General features: G+C 74.1%; 17 protein-coding genes and 3 pseudogenes. 5 read left to right on the plus strand and 15 right to left on the minus strand.

The annotated features are described in order from the left end of the window. Nucleotides 1-48 precede the first annotated feature (48 nt). The 3 genes from B1205_RS11315 to B1205_RS11325 are packed head-to-tail and all read right to left on the minus strand — an operon-like array spanning nt 49 to nt 2,740. Entirely contained in the window at nt 49-1,023 is a 975-nt protein-coding gene (locus B1205_RS11315; RefSeq protein WP_089155571.1) for a phosphotransferase family protein, read from the minus strand. Beyond that, nucleotides 1,020-1,625, minus strand: a complete 606-nt coding sequence (prfH, locus tag B1205_RS11320) for a peptide chain release factor H (RefSeq protein WP_089155572.1) — start codon at nt 1,623-1,625, stop codon at nt 1,020-1,022. Before prfH ends, B1205_RS11315 begins: the two co-directional genes overlap by 4 nt. Then, entirely contained in the window at nt 1,622-2,740 is a 1,119-nt protein-coding gene (locus B1205_RS11325; RefSeq protein WP_089155573.1) for an RNA ligase RtcB family protein, read from the minus strand. The genes prfH and B1205_RS11325 overlap by 4 nt, the downstream gene beginning before the upstream one ends. A gap of 177 nt (nt 2,741-2,917) precedes the next feature. On the opposite strand from B1205_RS11325, the gene B1205_RS11330 reads away from it, so the two are divergent. The 3 genes and pseudogenes from B1205_RS11330 (at nt 2,918) to B1205_RS11335 (ending at nt 5,656) form a co-directional block, all read left to right on the plus strand. After that, entirely contained in the window at nt 2,918-3,676 is a 759-nt protein-coding gene (locus tag B1205_RS11330; protein ID WP_089155574.1) for a peptidylprolyl isomerase, read from the plus strand. A gap of 139 nt (nt 3,677-3,815) precedes the next feature. Continuing rightward, nucleotides 3,816-4,334, plus strand: a pseudogene (locus B1205_RS33345) (P-loop ATPase, Sll1717 family); the annotation flags it as partial. 77 nt (nt 4,335-4,411) lie between these two features. Then, nucleotides 4,412-5,656, plus strand: coding sequence for a P-loop ATPase, Sll1717 family (locus B1205_RS11335; RefSeq protein ID WP_441338482.1), 1,245 nt, complete (start codon nt 4,412-4,414; stop codon nt 5,654-5,656). A 39-nt stretch (nt 5,657-5,695) separates the two neighbouring features. Here the strand turns inward: B1205_RS11335 and B1205_RS11340 are convergent. The 11 genes and pseudogenes from B1205_RS11340 to B1205_RS11390 form a co-directional block, all read right to left on the minus strand. Then, nucleotides 5,696-7,017: pseudogene (locus B1205_RS11340) on the minus strand (glycosyl hydrolase family 18 protein). Nucleotides 7,018-7,119: 102 nt separating this feature from the next. After that, a complete protein-coding gene (locus B1205_RS11345) occupies nt 7,120-8,799 on the minus strand; it encodes a discoidin domain-containing protein (protein ID WP_089155575.1) in 1,680 nt (559 codons plus the stop codon). 159 nt (nt 8,800-8,958) lie between these two features. Then, on the minus strand, nt 8,959-11,217 hold the full coding sequence (locus tag B1205_RS11350; protein WP_089155576.1) for a catalase: 2,259 nt from the start codon (nt 11,215-11,217) through the stop codon (nt 8,959-8,961). Between the two features lie 80 nt (nt 11,218-11,297). Continuing rightward, nucleotides 11,298-11,951, minus strand: coding sequence for a 4'-phosphopantetheinyl transferase family protein (locus tag B1205_RS11355; RefSeq protein WP_089155841.1), 654 nt, complete (start codon nt 11,949-11,951; stop codon nt 11,298-11,300). Then, nucleotides 11,948-12,726: pseudogene (locus B1205_RS11360) on the minus strand (metallophosphoesterase family protein). The gene B1205_RS11355 and the pseudogene B1205_RS11360 overlap by 4 nt, the downstream one beginning before the upstream one ends. 67 nt (nt 12,727-12,793) lie before the next feature. Continuing rightward, a complete protein-coding gene (pip, locus tag B1205_RS11365; protein WP_089155577.1) occupies nt 12,794-13,750 on the minus strand; it encodes a prolyl aminopeptidase in 957 nt (318 codons plus the stop codon). Nucleotides 13,751-13,792: 42 nt separating this feature from the next. Beyond that, the gene (locus B1205_RS11370) at nt 13,793-14,167 is read right to left on the minus strand and encodes a hypothetical protein (RefSeq protein WP_089155578.1); all 375 of its coding nucleotides are present in this window, start codon (nt 14,165-14,167) and stop codon (nt 13,793-13,795) included. A 79-nt stretch (nt 14,168-14,246) separates the two neighbouring features. Next, nucleotides 14,247-15,749 carry a hypothetical protein gene (locus B1205_RS11375; RefSeq protein ID WP_089155579.1) on the minus strand — a complete coding sequence of 501 codons (1,503 nt, stop codon included), beginning with the start codon at nt 15,747-15,749 and terminating at the stop codon, nt 14,247-14,249. Between the two features lie 137 nt (nt 15,750-15,886). Further along, nucleotides 15,887-16,849, minus strand: coding sequence for a sensor histidine kinase (locus tag B1205_RS11380; protein ID WP_089155580.1), 963 nt, complete (start codon nt 16,847-16,849; stop codon nt 15,887-15,889). Further along, complete coding sequence (locus B1205_RS11385; RefSeq protein ID WP_089155581.1) at nt 16,846-17,673, minus strand: MEDS domain-containing protein; 828 nt, start codon at nt 17,671-17,673, stop codon at nt 16,846-16,848. The genes B1205_RS11380 and B1205_RS11385 overlap by 4 nt, the downstream gene beginning before the upstream one ends. 88 nt (nt 17,674-17,761) lie before the next feature. Then, the gene (locus B1205_RS11390) at nt 17,762-18,277 is read right to left on the minus strand and encodes a 2'-5' RNA ligase family protein (protein WP_089155582.1); all 516 of its coding nucleotides are present in this window, start codon (nt 18,275-18,277) and stop codon (nt 17,762-17,764) included. Nucleotides 18,278-18,363: 86 nt separating this feature from the next. Between B1205_RS11390 and B1205_RS11395 the strand changes: the two genes are divergently transcribed. Then, nucleotides 18,364-18,870, plus strand: coding sequence for a mycothiol transferase (locus B1205_RS11395; RefSeq protein WP_089155583.1), 507 nt, complete (start codon nt 18,364-18,366; stop codon nt 18,868-18,870). Here the strand turns inward: B1205_RS11395 and B1205_RS11400 are convergent. Beyond that, the gene (locus tag B1205_RS11400) at nt 18,857-19,834 is read right to left on the minus strand and encodes a glycoside hydrolase family 88 protein (protein WP_089155584.1); all 978 of its coding nucleotides are present in this window, start codon (nt 19,832-19,834) and stop codon (nt 18,857-18,859) included. The genes B1205_RS11395 and B1205_RS11400 overlap by 14 nt on opposite strands. A gap of 1,151 nt (nt 19,835-20,985) precedes the next feature. Between B1205_RS11400 and B1205_RS29040 the strand changes: the two genes are divergently transcribed. Beyond that, entirely contained in the window at nt 20,986-21,387 is a 402-nt protein-coding gene (locus B1205_RS29040) for a hypothetical protein (RefSeq protein ID WP_140158018.1), read from the plus strand. Nucleotides 21,388-21,550 lie beyond the last annotated feature (163 nt).

The following is a 21,550-nucleotide window of genomic DNA, read 5'->3' on the forward strand; positions in this document are numbered from 1 at the left end:
CGCCTCCCCGCCGCCGCGCACGGACCGCTGGCCCAGGCGCGCGCGGGCTCAGAGCGCGGCGAGCGCCTCGGTGATGTTCCGCTCGGCCAGGTCGAGCATCCACCGCCGGTCCGGGAAGTCGCCCTCGGCGATCCGCAGCGGACCCTCGATCAACGACAGCACCTGCGCGTACCGGTAGAACTCCAGCCGCTCGGCGTCGAGCGCGACCGGCCGCAGCGCCGGATATGCCGCGCCGAAGCGCATCCGCAGCCAGGCGTGCTCCCACTCGACGTCGAACCGGGTCAGTCCCTCGAAGTCGATCATCACCGGCTCACCGGCCGGCGTGACCAGGACATGGTTCGGGCCGAGTTCGCCGTGCACCAGCGCGTACTCCCGCCGGGGCGGCACCCGGTCGCGCAGCAGGCGCAGGTGGGCGACGATGCGGTCCCGCGCGGCGGCCGGTCGGGGGTCACGGGCCGCCGCGCCGGCGAGGTGCGCGAGCGCGCGGTCCAGGACCACGTCCTCGGCGGGCCGGGCCGGTGACGTGCCCCGGCTGGTGTCGATGAGCCGGCCGTAACGCGGGCCGACCGTGGTGTGCATCCGCCGCAGCGCGTCCCCGAGCCGGGTCAGCGGCTCGGCCGCCCGGCCGGGGTCGCGTGTCAGCAACGCCTCCAGCGTCAATCCGCCGGCGTCCTCCACCAGCGCGACGTCGGCGTCCAGATGGTGCCCGGCGGGGTCGCGGGCGATCAGGTGCGGCACGCGCACCCCGGCGGCGGTGAGCGCGGCGTGGTTGGTGGCGAACAGTTCGGGTCCGGACGCCTCGATGAACGGGTCGTCCGGGACGGTCTCCGCCTCGGGCCAGTAGTTCTCCCGTGGCGACCAGACGTAGAGGACGACTGTCGTCCCGTCGTCCAGCTCGATCCGGTAGACACCCTTCCTGGTGCCGCCGGTCAGCCGGTCCAGCGCGGTGACCCGCCGGTCGGTGCCGAGGCGGTCGCGTACCAGGTCGCGGACGTCGTCGGGGCGCAGGAACACGCGTGTCACGGCCGTTCCACCCGGGTCGGGTCGCCGCGGACCAGCTCGTCGTGGATCCGCCACCGGGCCGTCGCGCCGGCACGTCGGGCCGCCTCGCCGTCCTCAACCACCCGCCGCCGCAGCAGCTCCGCCGCGATCCGGCGGTTGAGGTGCAGGTGCCGTTCGGTGTCCACCACCACGACGTGACCGGACGGGCGGTGGGTCGCCCGGACGGCGGTGCTGGCCTTGTTCCGGTGCTGGCCCCCGGGCCCGCCGGTGCGGCAGGGCACGAACTCGACGTCGGCCTCGCGGAACGGCGTGGCCGCCACGTCGACCCGGTGCGGCCGGGCGGTGACGTACCAGTTCTTGCGCCCGTGGCCCGGCCGGTAGGGGCTGGCCGCCTGCCAGCAGAGCGTGCCGGTCCAGCCGGCGGCGAACGCCTCCGCCCCGACGCCGGTGATCCGCAGCAGCACCGACCGCCAGGTGCCCGGCCGGTCGCCCGGCACGGTCTCGACCCGGGTGGTGGCGAGGCGGTGCCGGCCGGCGTCGGCCTCCAACCGGGACAGCAGCCGGGCCAGCGCCCACGCGCACTCCTGCGGGCCCCGCCCGGCGGACAGGAACAGGTCGGTCACCGCCGCCCCCGGCGGCGCGCGGGTGCGACGTCCGGCGTCTTGTAGGTGACCAGGGGGACCGTGGTGGTGACCGGGGTGGCGAGGTCGTGCGCCACCAGGTCGCCGATCACCTGCTCGATCCGCTTGTACGCGGTGGGCGCCTCCTCGAACAGCAACTGCCGGTCGCCGCACACCACGAGCGACCCCACCGGGGTACGGCGCAGTTCCTCGACGGTGTGCTTCGCCTTGCCCCGGCGCAGCGCGTCGGCGCGGGACATCTTCCGGCCGGCGCCGTGCGCCACCGAATGGTTGGCCGCCGCACCGGCGTGCGCGGCCACCAGGTAGGACGGCGTGCCCCGGGTGCCGGCGACGAGCACGTCCCGGCCGTCGCCCGGGGCCGCGCCCTTGCGGTGCAGGTAGTGCCCGTCGCGGATCTCCACCAGGTTGTGACACTGGTCGACGACCGGCTCGGTGGGCTCGGCGCCCAGCGCGTACGCGACCCGCGCGGCCAGCAGCCGCCGGTTGAGCGCGCCCCACCGCACGGCGGCGTCGTGCCGGGCGAGGTAGGCGTCCGGGTCGGGGGCGGGGCCGGCGCCGTGCGTCTCGGTGTGGTCGCGCAGGATCCGTTCGCCCAGCCCGCGCGACCCGGAGTGCACCACCAGGACCAGGTCGCCGGTGGTCAGCCCGAGCCGGGTGGCGTGCTCCGGCGCTTCGATCGGACCGACGCGGGCCAGCTCGACGAAGTGGTTGCCGCGCCCGACCGTGCCGAGGCCGTCGAGGTGGCCGGCGGGCACGTCGCCGGTGAGCACCGACCAGGCCGGGTCGTCGGCGTCGCGCTCCGGGTGCAGCGCGCGGTCCAGGTCGGGGAAACGGGTCGCGAGTCGTTCGGGTACGGCCCGCCGCAGCGTGATCGGGAACACCGCGATGCCGCATCCGATGTCGGAGCCGACCAGGAACGGGTAGAGCACGGTCGACGCCATGGCCGCGCCGATCGGGGCGCCCTTGCCGGGATGCAGGTCGGGCATGGCGGCGACGTGCGCCATCCCGTCGAGGGCGGCGACCTGGCGGCACTGGTCGAGCGCGGCGGACTCGATCCAACTGCCGGGGGAGGAGAAGACGGAGACGGAGGCAGGCACGGACGCTCGTTTCTTTCAGCGCGGGCGGGAGGAGGGCGGGGTGCGGTCCGTCAGAACGTCATGACCGACACCCTCCCGGACCGGGACTGCGCCCGGCAACCGACTTTCCGTCGACATCCGGCCACCGGATCCATAGACTCCGGTCTTTCCGGTGCCACGAGTCCAGGGAGGACCCCCGTGTCGAGCGAAACCCGACCGTACGCCGCCGCGCCGCTGCTGGCCCGTCTCGCCGGGGTGGCGGTGGCCGCCGCCGCGCTGGTCGCCGCCGCGGGCGTCGCCGCGAGCGCCGCGCCGGCCGCCGAGCCCGCGCCCACCAGGGGGCCGTGCGCGTACACGCCGACGCCGGACGAGCCGGCGGCCCGGCCGGTGCCGCTGCCGCCGGACCCGCGTCGCACGCCGGACCGGGGCACGGTACGGGTCACGCTGCGCACCAACCAGGGGCCGATCGGGCTGACCCTCGACCGCGAGCAGGCGCCGTGCACCGTGCAGAGCTTCCTGCACCTGGCCCGGCACCGGTTCTACGACCGGACGCCCTGCCACCGGCTCACCGCGTACCCGACGCTGACGGTGCTCCAGTGCGGCGACCCGTCCGGCACCGGCGAGGGCGGCCCGGGCTACCGCTACCGCGACGAGCTGCCCACGGACCTGCCGCCCGCGCCGACCGACCCGACCGGCGTGCGTCGCCTCTACGCCCGCGGCACGCTGGCCATGGCGAACGCCGGCCCGGACACCAACGGCAGCCAGTTCTTCCTGGTCCAGGCCGACTCGGCGCTGCGCCCCAACTACACCGTCTTCGGCCACGTCGACGCGGCCGGGCTGGCCACGCTGGACCGGATCGCGGCCGGCGGCATCGCCGCCACCCCGGAGGACCCGGCACCGGTCGACGGCGCGCCGGCCCAGCCGGTGCAGATCCGCCGGGCCACGCGGGGCCGGTGACGCCGGCGGCCCGGCGCGACGGCTGTCGAGGCCGCCGCGCCGGNAGGAACACCGGTACGTCGTCCGCTGGTGCCGCACCGCCTCGATGCCTACCGTGTTCGGTGCCACACTAGGCGTGACCGGTGGGTGGAGGACCGCAATGGACGAGCCGTCGATCGACCTGACCCGGTTGACGTTCGGGCACGACGACGCCGAGACCGATCTCACGAGCGGCCTGCTGCGGCAGGGCTTCCTGCCGACCACCGCGTACGAGGCCGCGGTGCGGGGACGGAAGAGTCTGATCATCGGTCGCAAGGGCGCCGGCAAGAGCGCGATCTGCCGGTTGCTCGACGACGGTGCCGACGGCGCGGTGGAGACCAGCCTGATCACGCCGGACGACGCGACGGGGGAGGAACTGCGGCGGTTCGAGTTGCAGGGGCTCAACCCGGAGACGGCCAAGTCGCTCGTCTGGCGGTACGTCTTCGCCGTGCAGGTGAGCCGTCACGTCGTCGCGCACGCCCGGCGGGCGCACCGGCGGCGGCTGCGCCGGGCCCCGGCCGACATCCGCCGGCTACGCCGGTTCCTGCGCCGGCATCACGAGAGCGGCGACCAGCGGTTGTACGACCGGGTGCTCTCCGGGGTGGGCCGGCTGCGGGCCTCGTCGCTCGGTGTCGGCGCACTGGGCCTCAACGGCCAGGTCGAGATCAAGGCGTCGGAGGGTGCCCGGGNGACTGCCCGCCGGGCCACCCGGCGCTCCTGCTCGCGGTGGACCAGGTCGAGCAGATCTGGTCCAACGACCCCGCCTCGGACGCCATGGTGGTCGGGCTGCTGCTGGCGAGCAAGCATGTCCGCAGCCGGTTCGGTGGCGCGGTGCGGTGCGTGCTGTTCCTGCGCAGTGACATCTACGACTCGCTCCAGTTCGCCGAGAGCGACAAGTTCCGGGTCGAGGAGGAGCGCATCGACTGGAGCCCGGAACTGCTCGGTGAGGTGTTGCTGCGCCGGGCCTCGGCGGCGTTGGGCCGGCCGGTCCCGGCGGCGGAACTGTGGGGGCGCGCTCTGCCGGCGGAGGTCGACGGCGAGCCGATCCTGGACTACCTCACCTCCCGTACGCTGCTGCGCCCACGCGACGTCATCCAGTTCGTCACCCTGTGCCGCGACACCGCCCTGCGGCACTGGCACCGGACCGTGTGGGAGTCGGACGTGCGGATGGCGGCCCGCGACTTCTCCCGCTGGAAGCTCCAGGATCTCGGCAACGAGTACCTGGTGAGCTATCCGTTCCTCACCCGGCTCTACGCGTTGTTCCAGAACGCCGGCTATCTGGTGACCCGCAAGGCGCTGCGGTCCCGGTTCGCCGAGGTGCGTGACGGCCTGGTGGAGCAGTTCCCCGAGTACGCGCATGTGCTGGACGCCGACACCGTGATCGACATCCTGTTCGGCCTCGGCTTCCTCGGGGTGCGACGGGGCGTCGACACCGTCTACGGCGGCGTCCGGCGGGAGGTGTTGGAGCCGAATGAGAACGAGTTCCACATCCACCCCTGCTTCCGGGCCGGGCTGAACGCGATGTCGGCGGTGGAGGTCGGCCACCTGGCGGTCACGCAGACCTCCCGGTCGGTCGGCGGTGACCTCGCCTACAACGTCGGCGTCATCGGCAACCTGGTGCGTGCCCGCCCCGGTCGCGCGATCGTCCTGCACGGCGAGGTCCGCCACGCCTACGATCGGGTTCGCGCGGCCCTGGGCGCGACCGAGCTGCCCGACAGTGTCCGCCGGGAGATCGCCGAGCGGCTTGCCGTCGTCGAGGGCGCGGATGTGTCGACCGAGGTGGGGCCGGCGCTCGGCACCGCCAACGAGGTCGCCGACTTCTTCGAGCAGATCGCCCGTACCCTTGCCCGCAACGGTCTGGCCGACACCCGCAGCGGCGCGGCGCTCGTGCACACGCTGCGGGACGAGGCGAGCCGGGTGCGCCGGGCGGTGTCGGGGGGCTCCGGCGGATACTCCGGCTGACGTTCCCGCCGCGCCGACCGGCGCGGCGGGAACAATCGGTCAGGCCGGCAGCCGCCAGACCTGGTTGGCGCCGGCGAAGCAGTCCCAGATCTGCAACCGGGTGCCGTCGGCGGAGCTGTTGTCGGTGGCGTCCAGGCACCGGTTCGACACCGGGTTGCGCAGGGTGCCGTTGCTCTGGGCCTGCCACACCTGGGCGCTGGTGCCGTTGCAGTCCCAAATCTGGATCTTGGTGCCGTTGGCGGTGCCGGCGCTGGTCACGTCCAGGCACTTGCCCAGCGCCCGCAGCGTGCCGTCGCCGCCGACGGTCCAGCTCTGCGCGGCGGTGCCGTTGCAGGCGTAGAGCTGGACCGCGGTGCCGTTGGCGCTGCTGGCGGCCGCGATGTCGACGCACTTGCCGCCGATGCCGGTGATCGGCCCGGTGCGCCCGGACGGCGGCGGGGNGTGGTGTCCTGGGACAGCTCCCAGTTCATCATCCCGCCGGCGTTAGCCTTGGCCCACTGCGTCTTGCGCTTGACCGTCGGCACGCCGTTGTAGCACTGCTGGGCGCCGCCGGCGGTGGTGCAGTCCCGGTTGGCGTTGGCCGGGTCCAGGCCGACCAGCGCGGCGTAGGTGTAGTAGCCGGGCCGGCTGTAGAAGGGCACGCCGAGCACCGCCTTGGCGGCGGGCAGGCCGCGCGCCTTCCACCCGTTGACGGCGGCGATCGACCAGTCGTAGTTGGCGTGCGGGCTGCCGCCGTCGTACGCCATGATGTTGAGCCAGTCGACCGAGCCGAAGACCGCGGTGGGCACCCCGCTGACGTAGTAGCCCTCGGCGACCACGGCGGCGGTGAGCAGCTTGCCCCGGCTGTGCAGGGCGCTGGCGAGCTGCTGCATCAGCAGCGTGTAGTTGTTGGCCGACGCGCCCGGGTCGGGGTACTCCCAGTCGATGTCGACGCCGTCGAGGTTGTACTGGTTGACGAAGTTGACCACGTTGTTGACGAACGCGCCGCGGGCGCCGGAGTTGGCGGCCAGCGCCTCGAACGCGGAGTCGTCGCCGTCGTTCCAGCCGCCGATGGCGATGGAGACCTTGACGTTGTTGGCGTGCCCGAGCGACACCAGCGAGGAGAGCTTGCTCGGGTTCTCCACCGCGCGCAGGCTGCCGTCGCCGTTGGGCAGCACGAAGGCGTAGTTGATGTGGGTGAGCTTGCCGTACTGGATGCTGTTGACGCTGCCGCTCCAGGACGGCATGTAGCCGACGCTCTTGAAGTTGTTGGGCAGCACGACCGCTTCGGCGGCGGACGGGGTGAGGGTGAGCGTCGCGGCGGCGGTGGCCAGCGCGAGCGCTCCGGCGGCGAGGCGACGCCGGAGGCGAGGTGTGGGCATCGAGGGCCTTCCCGGGGGACGGGGGCGGACAGGGGGTGTTCCTCGAGGTGGACCAGATATTAAAGACTATTAACTAAGCCGTCAATGAGAGACTTCGATGGGTCACGCCGCGTACGCGGACAGTCGCGCGAGCTGACCCGCGGGCCAGCCGGTGTTCGCCGTGACGCGCACGCGGAGGTACCGGACCGAGGTGCCGGCGAAGGTCAGCGTCGCCTGGTTGCCGCCGGCCGGGTCGAACCGCACCCCGGCCGACGCGGCCAGCGTGCCGAAGTTCGTCCCGTCGGTGCTGCCCTGCACGGACAGCGTCTGGGTGCGCGCCTCCCAGCCCGGCGGCAGCGCGAGCACCACGCGGGCCACCGACCGGGCGGTGCCCAGGTCGACCTGCCACCACTGCGGGAACGCTCCGTTGGCCGACTCCCAGTAGCTGCCCGGGTCGGCGTCGACAGCGTTGCCGGCGCCGAACGGCCCGTTCTGCTGGCTGCTCGACGACGCGGGCCGGCCGGCCGCCAGGTCGCCGCCGGGCGGCTGCCCGCCGCCGGTCACCGGCGGGGTGGGGCGCACCGGGGTGAGCGCCAGTTGTCCCTTGAGCATCCGGCCGCCGTCGGCGGTGATCCGCAGGTAGTAGTCGGCCGAACAGAACGTGCCGTCCTCGTCGAGCGCCCGGATGCCGGCGCCGGCCGGGGTGGCCGCCGCGGTCTCGCTGGTCTTGGCGATCTGGTTGCCCTCGTTGAACTCGTCGAACATCGACACGTAGAGGCCCTGGGACCCGAGCCGGACCATGTTGTAGAGGTGCCGCCAGTAGAAGTCGCCGTGCCGGCGGTGCCCGGCGGAGAGGTCGCCGGGCATCACGCAGGGTTGGTAGTCGATGCCGTGGGCGGCGCAGTCGGCCAGGTCGGGGACGTTGACGTTGGTGTGGAACCAGTCCAGTCCGTCGAGCGTGCCGGTGCGGCCGACCATCCACGGCGACAGCATGTCGAACGCGTGGTAGACCTCGGCGAAGCCGGGCCGGGAGTCGTTGATGCCCTGCCGCCAGTAGGTCGGCACCCCGCCGATGACGTAGCAGCCCTGCGCCTTGAGCCACCGCACCACGTCCAGGCAGGCGGCGGGCGCGAAGGGGCGGCCGTCGTCGGCGAAGCCGAACCCCCAGACGCAGACCACCGGCCGGCCGTTCTGCCGGGCGTACGCCGGTGAGGCGGTGTGCGCCGACATCCTGGTCGTCCAGTCCTCCTTGAGTTGCGACTGCATCGCCGTCCAGCCGGTGACGTCGTACATGACGTAGAACTTGCGGCCGTAGCGCTCCGCCGCCGAGCGGACCTTCACCGCCATCGCGTCGCGGGTCGGTCCCTCGTCGCCGAACGGGTTGAACCGCTGCAACGCCGCGGTGTCGCAGCCGTACTCCTGCATCCAGCGGAAGTGGGTGTCCACGGTCTGCTGGTCGTAGGAGGAGAAGAGCGTGGCCGGCCGGCCGTCGCCGAGGTTCGGGTACGCGGTGGGGTAGCCGCGGGCGTACTCCCGCATGTCCGGCCAGGACACGATCGTGGTGTTGGCCGGGGAGGGGGACTGGAAGCGGTCGCGGCTCCAGTGCCACCAGCCGCCGATCGGGGCGCCGTCACCCGGGCAGCTGAACCAGCCCTGGTAGCCGACCGTGATCTTGCCGACCACGTCGCCGGGGGGACTGGCCGCGGCGGCGGCCCGGGCGGCGAGGGGTGGCAGGCCGGGCAGCGCGGCGAGCGCGGACCCGGCCACCAGGGACCGGATCAGGGTACGGCGGGTGGGCGCCATGAGGACCGCTCCTTCGAACGAGGAAGAAATTGACGGTCATCATGGCAGTGCACGACATCACATCGCAATACTTAGACAAGTCGATGAAACATTGCGCCACGGCAGACGACGACGCGGGGCGGCCCCGTCCGGGACCGCCCCGCGTAACGCGGAGGAGACTCAGCCGACCGAGGCGGGGAACCGCTCCCAGACCCGGTGCGCGGCCATCAGGCCCTGCACGGCGGTGAGCACCTCGACGCCGGAGTCACCGGTGACCACGCCCGGCGAGCCGGCCACCCCGGCCTGCCGCAGCTCCGCGCCGGCGCCCCACGCGCCGATCGCCTTGGCGTGCCGCCACGCCTCCTCGACCAGCAGCAGCACCCGGGGGTCGACGGTGGCGGAGCCCGCCGCGCCGGCCTTGGCGTCGCGGGCCGGCAGCGCGTCCGGCGCCGGCGCCGGGGCGCCGGCCAGCAGCACCGCGTCGAACTCGACCGAGCGGCCGGTGGCGAACGTGCGCTGCACCGGCAGATCGCCGACCAGGCCGCCGTGCGGGGCGATCAGCAGCGGCACCATGCCGGCGGCGAACACCGCGCGCCGGACCTCACCGACGTCGTCCAGGTCGCCGTCCGCGTCGACCACGATGCCGACCATCCGGCCGTCGGCCGGCCACTCCCGCCCGACCTGCGACAGCGCCGGGCTGGGCTGCACCTCGGCCAGCGCCACGATGGGCTGCGGCGCGGGCAGGCCCAGACCGGTCGCCACCTGCGCGCAGAGCACCGGGTCGATGTTGGCCAGGCACTGGAGCTGTCGCTCCTTGATCGCCTGGTGGTAGCACTTGCCCAGCTCGAACGTGTACGCCCGGATGATGTGCTCCTTCTCCACCGGCGACATGCTCGCCCAGAAGAGCCGGACCTGGCTGTAGTGGTCGTCGAAGGAGGCGGGCGCCGCCCGGACCTTCGGTGCCTCCGCCACCACGACCGGCGTGTCGACGAACGCGTGCTCCCGGTCGCCGGCCGGGAAGGGGTTGCCGCCGTCGAGGGAGTTCGGCCGGTACGGCGCCACCCCGGCGTGCACCGCGTGCTGATGGAAGCCGTCGCGCAGCATGTCGTTGACGTCGGCGTGCGGCCGGTTGATCGGGATCTGGTTGAAGTTCGGCCCGCCCAGCCGGGTGAGCTGCGTGTCCACGTACGAGAAGAGCCGCCCCTGCATCAGCGGGTCGTTGGTGACGTCGATGCCCGGCGGCAGGTGCCCGACGTGGAACGCCACCTGCTCGGTCTCGGCGAAGAAGTTGCGCGGCGTCTGGTTCAGGGTGAGCCGGCCGATCGGCTGCACCGGCGCCAGCTCCTCCGGCACGATCTTCGTCGGGTCGAGCAGATCGATGCCGGCGAACGTCTCCTCCGGGGTGTCCGGGAAGACCTGGATGCCCAGCTCCCACTCCGGGAACGCGCCGGACTCGATGGCGTCGTAGAGGTCGCGGCGGTGGAAGTCCGGGTCGATGCCGTTGATCAGCTGGGCCTCCTCCCACTCCAGCGAGTGCACCCCGAGCTTCGGCTTCCAGTGGAACTTGACCAGCACCGTGGCCCCCGCCTCGTTCACCAGGCGGAAGGTGTGCACGCCGAAGCCCTCCATGGTCCGGTAGGACCGCGGGATGCCCCGGTCGGACATGTTCCAGATGGTGTGGTGCTGGGCCTCGGTGTGCAGGGAGACGAAGTCCCAGAACGTGTCGTGGGCGCTCTGCGCCTGCGGGATCTCCCGGTCCGGGTGCGGCTTGCCGGCGTGGATGATGTCCGGGAACTTGATCGCGTCCTGGATGAAGAACACCGGCATGTTGTTGCCGACCAGGTCGAAGGTGCCCTCGTCGGTGTAGAACTTGGTGGCGAAGCCCCGGGTGTCGCGGACGGTGTCCGCCGACCCGCGCGAGCCCAGCACGGTGGAGAAGCGGACGAAGACCGGGGTCTCGCGGCCCTTCTTCAGGAAACCGGCCCGGGTGACCTCCTCCGCGCTGCCGTTGGCGACGAACACGCCGTGCGCGCCCGCGCCCCGCGCGTGCACCACCCGCTCCGGGATGCGCTCGTGGTCGAAGTGGGTGATCTTCTCGCGCAGGTGGTGGTCCTGCAACAGCACCGGACCCCGCGGGCCGGCCTTCAGCGAGTGGTCGGTGTCGCGCAGTCGGGTGCCGGTGGAGGTGGTGAGGTACGCCCCCTGCTGCCCCTTGGCGATCTTCGGCACGCCGGTCTCGGCACCGGTCGGGCTACGCGTGTCCGGTGCGCCCTGTTCGTCCTTGGGCGGCAGCGGGCCGTGCGGCGCGGTCGGCTCCTCGAGCGAGGGCGGCGCGCTGCCCGGCGCGCCCGGCACGTCCGGGGTCAGCGCGTCGCCGACCTTCTCGACGGCGGCTTCGACGACGCCCTTGACGACCTGGGCGGGCTTGCTGGAATCCATCAGGACCTGTCCTCCCTGCGCGATATGACCAGGTCCTCAGCCCCTACCCTGGGTCGCGCCGGGCAAACAAGGACGAATCGCTAAAGCACCGTCACCGCGGTCACCACCAGCCCGTCCGCGACCAGCCAGCGGCCGTCCAGCACGCGCAGCGGCGGGCCGCCGTCGGTCCGCGCGCCGTCGACCAGCACCCGCGCGGCGAACCGCCCGGCCGGCTCGATCGTCAGCTCCGCGTCCTCGAACCCGAGCCACCGTCCGGTCAGCGGGAACCACGCCTTGTAGACGGACTCCTTGGCGCTGAACAGCAGGCGGTCCCAGTGCACGGTCGGGTCGGCGGCACGCAGCCCGGCCAGCCGGGCCGGCTCCGCGGCGGTGGTGACCGCGTCGGCCACCCCGTCCGGCAGCGGCGCGTGCGGCTCGGCGTCGATGCCCAGGCCGGCCACCGCGTCGGCCGGCGCCACCGCGGCGGCCCGGTAACCGGCGCAGTGGGTGATGCTGCCCACCACGCCCGCCGGCCAGAGCGGCTCCCGCCGGGGCCCGGAGCGGATCGGCGCCGGAGCGTACCCGAGGCGGGCCAGCGCCTCCCGCGCGCAGCGCCGCGCCGTGACGAACTCCCGGCGGCGACCCTCCACCGCGCGGGCGACCAGGTCCTCCTCCCCGGGGTACGGCGTCTCGCCGGCCACGTCGGCGAACGCCTCGACGGCCACGGCGTGCGCCGGCAGCAGCGCCTCGATCACCCGGCGCCGCCGAGGATCCGTCGCATCGGCCGGGGCCGGCCGCCGCGGCGACCCCACTCGCGCGGGTAGCCCAGCGACACCTCCTCGAACCGCACCCCGTCGTAGTGCGTGGTGCGCGGGATGTGCAGGTGNTGCCGCACCACTGGGCGAACTCCGGGTACCAGAGCACCTCGGTGGGCTGGCGGACCAGCGGCCAGTGGTTGATCAGCACGGTCGGCAACGCCGGGTCGGTGGCGGCGAGCCGCCGCTCGGTCGCGGCCAGCCGCGCCCGGCACCAGGACTCCCGATCCGGGTACGGGTCGGGATGCAACAGCATCTCGTCGGTGCACACCACCCCGGACTCGTACGCCACCCGCAGCGACTCCTCCTTCGTGGTGGTGCCGGGGGCGCGGAACGAGTAGTCGTAGAGCAGGAACAGCGGTGCCACGGTGACCGGCCCGCCCTCGCCCCGCCACACCGGATAGTCGTCCTCCGGGGTGAGCACGCCCAGGTCACGGCACATCGCGACCAGCGCCTCGTAGCGGGCCACCCCGCGCAGCGTCACCGGATCGGTGGGATGGGTCCACAACTCGTGGTTGCCGGGCGCCCACACCACCCGGGCGAACCGGTCGCGCAGCTGGCGCAGCGTGCGTTCGATGTCGGCGAACAGTTCGCCCACGTCACCGGCCACGATCAGCCAGTCGTCCGCCGTCTCCGGCCGCAGGCCGTCCACCACCGCGCGGTTCTCCGCGTACGACACATGGAGGTCACTGACCGCGTACAGTGCACCCGTCACTCCGCCGATCTTGCCAGCGGTGCCGCCGGATGACCAGAGCGCGGGGTCGGGCGGCGCCGGAGGCGGGTCAGCCGATCAGGTCGGCGACCCGGTCGGTGGCGGCCAGCAACTCCCGCGCGATGCCCGGCTCGGCCGCCGAGTGGCCCGCGTCCGGCACGATCCGCAACTCCGCCTCCGGCCAGCGTCGGGCCAGGTCGTACGCGGACACCGGCGGGCAGCACAGGTCGTAGCGGCCGTTGACGATCACCGCGGGCAGGTGTCGGATGCGGTCCACCCCGTCGAGCAGTTGGCCGTCGGTGAGGAAGCCGCCGTGCACCGCGTAGTGGGACAGGATTCGTGCCATCGGCAGCGCCTGCCCGTCGGCGGTGAAGTGGGCGAGCATCGCCGGGTCGGGCCGCAGCGACGCGTTCACCGCCTCCCACCGCCCCCAGGCGCGGGCGCACGCGCGGGCCACGTCGGCGTCCGGGCCGTGCAGCCGCCGGTGATAGGCGGCGAGCACGTCGTCGCGCTCGGCGGGCGGGATCGGGGCGACGAACCGCTCCCACTCCTCGGGCTGGAGCTGGCGCAGGCCGCCCTGATAGAACCAGTCCCGCTCGCTGCGCCGCAGCAGCAGGACGCCGCGCAGGACCAGGCCGGTCACCCGCGCCGGGTGGGTCTGCGCGTACGCCAGGCCGAGCGTCGCGCCCCAGGAGCCGCCGAACACCAGCCAGGAGCCGATGCCCAGCCGATGGCGGATGATCTCCAGGTCGGCCACCAGGTGCCAGGTGGTGTTGGCGCGCAGCCCGCCGAACGGGGTGCTGCGGCCCGAGCCCCGCTGGTCGAACAGGACCGCCCGGTAGCGCCCGGGGTCGAAGAACCGCCGCGCCGCCGGCACCAGGCCGCCGCCCGGCCCGCCGTGCAGGAAGACCAACGGTACGCCGTCCGGCCGACCCACCTCCTCCACGTGCAGGACGTGGCCGTCACCGACCGGAACCCGGTGGGTGGCGTACGGCTCCACGGGCGGGTGCAGGGCGATGCCGGTCATGCCCGGCCATTCTGCCGGGTCGGCCCGCGCCGCGCCGACCCGTCAACAGGCGACGTTGCCGCCGAGGTTGTCGAGCAGGGCGTCGGCGACCCAGCCGGAGACCCCGGTGGTGGTGTCCCGCAGGTAGGTCCAGGTGTAGGTGGTGTGCCCGTTGGCGCTGACCCGGTCGCCGCTGGCGAAGCAGTGGAAGTCGACGTTGTGGCTGAGCTGGCCGTAGCCCAGCGACCCGCAGGTGGTGTGCGGGCCGCTGCGGATGTTGACGTTGGTGGCGTTGAAGAGCTGGCCGAACTTCGTGTCGATGTTGGAGTGCGAGTGGCTGCAACCCGCGCTGGCCGGTGCGGCCGGGCCCATCACCGCGACACCCGCCGCGGCGACGGTCAGGGCGACCGCCGCGCCGATCGAGGAAGCCTTGCGCATGCCCATCAACCCCCGGAGCTCGCCAAATAGATGCACATATTTGCATGGCGCAAATGCGGGTGGCAAGGCCCGCCGGCTCTCAGGCTGGCGCGCGGACGCCCGTGCCCGGTCCGGTGGTCTCCTCCTCGGGCACGCCACGGGGCGCCGCGGCGCGCACCGCGAACGCGTCGAAGCTCGGCCCGTCGAGCCGTTCGATGAAGGGCTCGGCGGTCGGCCGGTCGCCCTCGCCCCGCTCGCCTGCGGCCCGTTCGCTCTCGTCCCGGTCGGCCTCGGTCCGCTCGATGCCGGTCCGCTCGATGCCGGACTGCTCGGCCACCGTCGCGACGGACGCCGCCAGCCGCGCGGCCACCTGCGGGTACTCGGCGGTCTCCCCGCCGCCCGCGGCGGCCGCCATCACCGCCGCCGCAGCCAGGTCGGCCACCCGCTTGGCCTCGCGCTGCACCCGGGCCCGGGTCTCCTTGGCCTGCTGCTCGGCCAGGTCCGCCGCACGCCGCGCCTCGTCCAGCCGCTTGGTCTCGGCGGCCAGTTCCCGGCGTACGCCGACCAGCCGCTCCTCCAACTCGGCGCCGGACCGCTCGATCGTGGTGATCTCCCGGCGGGTCTCCTCCAACCGCTGGCCCACGGTCTCCAGCTCCGCCTTGAGCTGGGTCAGCGCCTCCTGCCGCTGCTGGACCTCGCGCTGCACGGCGGCCAACTGCTCCTGGTGCGCCGTGGTCTCCTCGTCGGCCCGCTGGCGGACCTCGGTGGCGTACTGCTGGGCCTCGGCGACCAGCGCGGCGATGTCCCGCTCGGCGGCGCTGGCCCGGTCGGCCAGCTCCTGCTCGGCCGCGGCCCGCCGCTCGTCCAGCTCACGCGCCATGGTGGCCTGCCACTGGGCCAGCTCCTGCTGGGCCTTGCTGCGGTTGGCCTGCACCTCCTGCTGGATCTGGGTGCGCGCGGCCTTCACCAGTGCCTCGGACGCGGACCGGGCCTGCTCGACCTGCTGGGTGCTCTGCTCGGTGATCCGCTTCGCCTCCTGCTGGGCCCGCTCGTGCACGGCCTGACCCTCGGCGCGCAGCTTCTCCGCCAGCTCCCGCACGGCGGTCAGCTCCGCCTGCGCGACGGCACGCCGCTCCTCGTCCGCCCGGTCCTGCTCGGCCCGCCGGGCGGACAGCTCCTCCTCCAGCTCGCGTCGCTCCCGGGCGGCCTGCTCCTGGGCCGCGGTGAGCATCTTCTCCGCCTGGGCCTGGAACTCGTCCGCCCGCTTGGTGGCCACCTCGGTGATCTGCCCGGCCTGCTTCTCGGCCAAGTCGAGGATCTGGTCGACCATCGGGCCGAGGTCACGGAAGGAGGCCCGGTCCACCGCCGTCGGCCGGTCGCGCAGCTCGACCGCCTCGGCCTGGACTCGCTGCATCTGCGCGGTCAGCTCCCGCACCTGCGCGTACGCCCGGTCCCGGGCTGCGGTCAACGCGCCCACCTCGCCGTCCATCTGCTCGACGTACCGGTCCACCTGACGTTTGTCGTAGCCACGCAGCGCCGGGTCGAACCGCGGCCGCGCGGACACGTCGTCGTGGGGTGCGAACGGTTGCTCACCGTTGGACATGCGCCATCCTCCGTCGGTTCGCCGGGGTCAGGCCGGCGAGTGACCGCCCCGCAGGGCACGATGAGGCGCTACGGTACCGCGTCCGCGCGCGGGTCTCGCCCCGCCCCGCCCCCGGGCCCACCGGTCAGGCCCGGCGGTCAGACCGGGAAGTGTGGATTCCCCGCCGTCAGTCGGATGGTGAAACCGTCGGTGTCGCGCTGGTAGGTCACGTGGTCGCAGCTCTGGTGGCTGATCCACAACCCCAGCCCGCCGTCGGACCCGTCGCCCGCCGGCAGCAACCCGGAATACGGGTCCTTCGGGCCGGCGCCCCGGTCGTGGACGGTCACCACGAGCCGGTCCGGAGCGCACCACAGACGTAGGCGCACCGGTGGCGTGCCGTGCCGCAGCGCGTTGCACACCACCTCGCTGACGGCCATCACCAGGTCGTCGACGCCGTCGGGGGGCAGCAGCCCGCCGTCCGCCGCGCGTACCGCCTCCCGGGCCCGCGCCGGCGTCGGGTCGGTCAGCTCGACCAGCGGCGCGGTGCGCTGCACCGGATCCAGCGGCGCCGGCCGGCACTCCGCCAGGTAGCTCGCCGGCTCGGTGTAGACACCGGTCGGCTCGTGGCTGCCGCCCGGTCCGGCGACCCGAGGATGGGTGCGCGCCACGTCGGCCAGCACGTGCGGCGGCGCGGTCCGGCGGTCGTAGGCGCACATGCTCCAGAGCGGAAAGTCGTCGTACGCGTGGTTTATCGCCGACTCGTACCGGGCCCACCAGTCCCAGGTGGCGCCGAACACGACCGCCGGCAACTCGCCGACGATCCGGATCTGCGTGGCCCCCGCGGCCACATGCGACGCGAGCAACTCGCGGTACGCGCGGATCGCGGCCGTCGGGCGGGCGTAGAGGTCGCCACCGGGCAGGAACGTGACCCCGTGGCCGGCCGGCAGCGCCCGGCGCACCAGGTCGGCGGTGCGGGTGTCGAGGCCGACCATGGTGGGCTCGCCCGCCTCGACGCCGTCACGCAGGAACGGCAGCACGACGGCCAGCAGGTGGTCGTCGGAGTCGTAGAGGATCGCCTCGTGGAGATAGCCGACGTGACCGGCAGCCGCACCGGTCCTCATCGGACCACCACCACCCGGAGCTCGGCCAGGTCCAGCAGCGCGACCAGCCGGGCCAGGGCCGGGCGTCGGGTGCGCAGCACCACCACCGCGCCGTGGCGACGGGCGAGGTCGCGCAGGTGGAACAGGCCGCGATGGTCGATGAAACGCAGGTGACAGGCGTCGACCACGAGCCGCCCGGCCGCCGGCTGCGGGTCCGCCCGCTCCAGCGCGGCGGCGAAGAGCCGATCGTCGGACGCGTCCAGCTCGCCCCGGATCGCCACCACCGCGTCGCCGCTGCCGGCGTGCAGCCGGAAGGGCACGTCGCCGTTGCCCTCCGGGTGCAGGCAGGCCAGCTCGCTGATCGCCGCGTCACCGAGGACCCGGCGGTCGTAGGCGCAGGTCGCCGCCATCGGGTGGTGCCGCATCCAGTGGTCCATACGATGCTCGTAGCGGGCGAAGGCGTCCCGTTGCCCGGCGGTGCGGACCATGTCGGTCGCCTCGGCCAGCACCCGCAGGCCGGTGTGCCCGGCGGCCAACGACTCGGCGGTGGCCCGCACGTACGCCTGGACCTGCCGCGCCGGGTCGACGACCGCATCGTGCCGGTAGGCCTGGCCGACGGCGAGCAGCCGCACGTCACCCCGGCGCAGCGCGGTGTCGAACCCGGGGACCGACCCGAGGCGTGTGGCCACGACGTCGGGCTCCTCCGGGCCGACCAGCCAGACCTGCTCGCCGGCCGCGAGCCCGAGCGTCACCTGCTCGACCGCCCGGGCGTGCAGCGCGGCCGGGTCGTCGTAGGCGAAGCAGGCATGGCCGTAGCCCGGGTCCGTCGCGCCCCCGCAGGTCACCGGCTCCGCCTCACCGGCTCAGTCTATGCGCAGCCGAGCGGCGCCCGCGCCAAGCGGTGCCCCCGCGTCGCGCGGGAACGACGGACAGTCAGGGGAGCGGGTGGGAGATGTCGCGCGCGTGGTCGGTGACGGCGGCGCCGATCACGGTGGCGGTCAACGGCAGCACCTCCAGGCAGCGGCGTACCGCGGTGCCCACCAGCGGGTTCGGCACCCGCATGGAGAGCGTGCAGTGCGGCACCCAACGACCCGGCCGGTAGTGCTCCACCACGTCCACGCCGGCCCGGGCCAGCCGCTCGTGCACCCCGGCGTGGTGCGCCAGCAACTCCGCCGTGGGCGCCACGCCGAGCCAGAGCACCCGCCCGACGAACTGGCCGGCGTGCTGGAACTCCAGGCGCAGCGGCGCGGCCACGACCGTCGCGGCGAGCGCCTCGGCCACCCGATGCGGGTCGAGGCGGGGCGCGACCGCCAGCGAGACGTGCGGGCGGTGCCGCTGTGCCAGCAGTGATCGCATGCTCTGCACCCCCTCGGACTCCAGCAGGTCCCACAGCACCCGGATGCGCCGGGTGGCGTCGGTGTCGAGATACAGCTCCAGCGCCGCGACCACGCGATCACCCTAGGCGGCGAGGTTTGCCGCGCACGATGGGCGGTACTGCCTGGAGACGACGACACGAGAGGTGGGGGAGTGAGCGCGTGGACGTGAACGATCTGCTGACCGAGGCGTACGGGCGGCTGCCGGACCTGGTCGCCGGGGCGCTGGACGGGCTCGACCCGCAGCGGCTGCGGCAGGCCCCGGCCGACGGGGCGAACCCGGTGGGCTGGCTGGTCTGGCACCTGACCCGGATCCAGGACCACCACGTCGCCGACCTGCTGGGGGAGGAGCAGCTCTGGGTCACCGGCGACTGGGCCACGCGGTGCGGCCTGCGCCCCGACCCCGACGACACCGGCTACGGCCACGGACCCGAGCAGATCGCCGCGGTGCGGCCGGAGGACGGCGACGTGCTGCTCGGCTACCACCGGGCGGTGGTGGAGCGGAGCCTGGCGTACCTGCGCGGGTTGCGCCCGGCCGACCTGGACCGGATCGTCGACGAGAGCTGGGACCCGCCGGTCACGCTCGGCGTGCGGCTGGTCAGCGTGCTCGACGACGACCTCCAGCACGTCGGGCAGGCCGCGTACGTGCGCGGGCTCATCCTGGGCTGACCGCCGCCCGGGCCCGGCGCAGCGCCGCCTGCCCGAGCAGGTGAGCCGCCTGCGCCTCCGGGGACGTGCCCGGGCCGGCGAAGTCCGGTGCCCCGCTGACCTCGGTCACCCGCCCGTACCGGTCCACCCGGCGGGCGGCGGCGGCCAGCAGCTCCGCCCCGGTGGCCAGCCACGACGCCGGCAGCCAGCCGTCGGCGACCCCGGTCAGCGCCGCGTACCCGAGCAGTTGGGCGGTGTTGGCCTCGCGGAACGTGCCGGGGTCGTCGAGCACGTCGGGGAAGAGCCCGTCGTCCGTGCGGTACGCCAGGCAGGCGGTCAGCACCTCCTCGGCGTGCCCGGCCAGCTCGCCGCGGAGATCCGCCGGCCACCGCGGCGCCAGGCGCAACGCCCGGGCGATCCCGGCGACCACCCAGCCGTTGCCGGTGCCCCACGGCTGCGGCCGGTCCAGCTCGCGTCGGCCCTCGTCCCAGCGGGCCGCGTACAGGCCGGTGCGGGGGTCATGCAACCGTCGTCGATGCCCCGCGACCTGCGCGGCGGCCAGATCCGTCCGGCCGGTCAGCGCCAGCAGCGGCACCACCATGTAGACCGTGTCCGCCCACACCTGACGACTGCCGAGCAGGTGGAAGAGGGTGCCGTCGGCGGCCCGGGGCGCCCGGCGCACCAGCCAGTCGAGCTGTGCCGCCAGCGCGGCGGCGTACCTCGGATCCCCGGTGGTCGTCGCCGCGTGCCGGACCACCTCGCCGCAGGCCGCGCCGTTCACCGCACCGACCGACCCGCCCAGCTCGCCGAGCCGGCCGTCCGGTTGCTGCCGGGTCACCGCGGCGTCGGCGATCAGCAACGCCGCCTCGGGCCGGCCCAGGTCGAGCAGCGCCTGCCCGGTGATCCCCTGCTCCCAGGACTCCCGCTGCATGGTCAGCAGCGCGAGCAGCACCCGCTCGGTGGTGGTGTCCCCGGTCGTCGACATGCTCGTCCGGTACCCAGCGCGCCGGCCCGGTTCACCCCCGATCGGGCGAGTTCGCCGCGTCCCACCGCCCCCGCAGAGCCGACTCTCGCCAAATGGGATCGATCTTCCGCTTCCCGGGACGCCCGGAGGGACGCGACACCAGTTCGGTGAAGTGGCGGTATCCGACCCATCTGATGCCACCACTTCGGCGCACTGGTATGGATCATCAGCCCGATCCCCGATCCCCGATCCCCGATCCCCGGTCCCCGGTCCCCGGTCCCCGGTCTGGTCCCGGCCCCGGTCCCGACGGTCCGGGGCCAGTCCGGTGCGGGGCCAGTCCGGTGCGGGGCCAGTCCGGTGGTCACGGCCAGTCCGGTCACGGCCAGTCCGGTCACGGCCAGGCCAGTCCGGTCACGGCCAGGCCAGTCCAGGGCGGGCGATCCAGGCCAGCCCAAATCGAATCCAGGCCAGGTCAAGCTAGCCGCCCGTTTGCAGGTCCGACGGTACGGGACCGGCCGGTGGACGGACCGGATGGCCGGAGCCGGGTGACCCGGGCGGCCCGGCGGCGGACGGGCCGGGTAGGCCGGAGGTGGCTGGCCCGGGTAGGCCGGAGCCGGCCGGACCCGAGCCGGCCGGACCCGAGCCGGCCGGACCCGANCCGAGCCGGCCGGACCCGAGCCGGCCGGACCCGCGCCGGCCGGACCCGAGCCGGCCGGACCCGCGCCAAACGGACCCGAGCCGAACGGACCCGCGCCGGCCGGACCGGAGCCGACCGGATCGCCGGAGCCGACCGGACCGCCAGAGGAGGGCGGACCGCCGGAGCCGACCGGATCGCCGGATGCGGACGGACCGCCGGATGCGGACGGACCGCCGGAGGCGGACAGATGGGATGCGGGTGGGGCCGATGCGGTCGGGCCGGGTGAGGTGGAGCCGTCGAGCAGGGCGGCGCAGTAGGCGGGTACCCGGTCCCGGCCGCCGGCGGCGGTGACCAGGCCGGCGAAGGCCGGGGTGGCCAGCGCGGGGCCCCGCCCGGCCTCGGGGAGGTTCCGGTAGGCGGCGCAGAGCCCGACCGGCGCGGCCGGGACCGACACACCCTCGGCGGGGCCGGTGGCCGTGCCGCCCGGGTGCGGGGTCGGTGTGGGGCGGGTGGTGGGCCCGGTGGTGGCGGGCCGGTGCGGTGGCGGGCCACCGCCGGTGACGTCGGGCAGGTTCCCGGTGACGGCGGCGAGCGCGACGCCACCGGTCAACGACGCGACCAGGGCGGCGACGGCCAGCTTGGCGCCGAGCAGTCCGGCGGCGAGTCGCCGTACGGGCCGGCGGCCGGGGTCGCGTCGGGGCGTCGCCCGTGCCGCCCGGAAGGCGGCGACCGCCGCGGTTTCGCCGTCGAGTTCGCCCGTGCCGGGTGTGACCCGGACGGCGTCGAGGAACCGCACGAGGGTACGCGGGGCGCCGCCGGAAGCGCCGGCGAGCAGTCGCTCGACGGTTTCCTGGTCCAGGCCGGGTGCGTCCATCTCGTGACCCTCAGCGCGGGCACCTGCGACAACGTCACACGCCGGGCCCGCTCGCGCGGGTGAGCTCGGTCACGGCGCGGGTGCCGGGGCTCCACACCGGAGCCTCCGGTTGCCGATCCGTCCGGTTCGGGGTGGACTGAATTACATGGGTGTCATCAAGGTGGGTACGTCCTCGTGGGCCGACCAGATGCTGATCCGCTCCGGTTGGTATCCGCGCGGGGTGAAC

Origin of the sequence: Micromonospora sp. NBS 11-29, from assembly GCF_002140155.1 — a bacterium.
In the GTDB taxonomy this organism is placed as follows: Bacteria; Actinomycetota; Actinomycetes; order Mycobacteriales; family Micromonosporaceae; genus Micromonospora.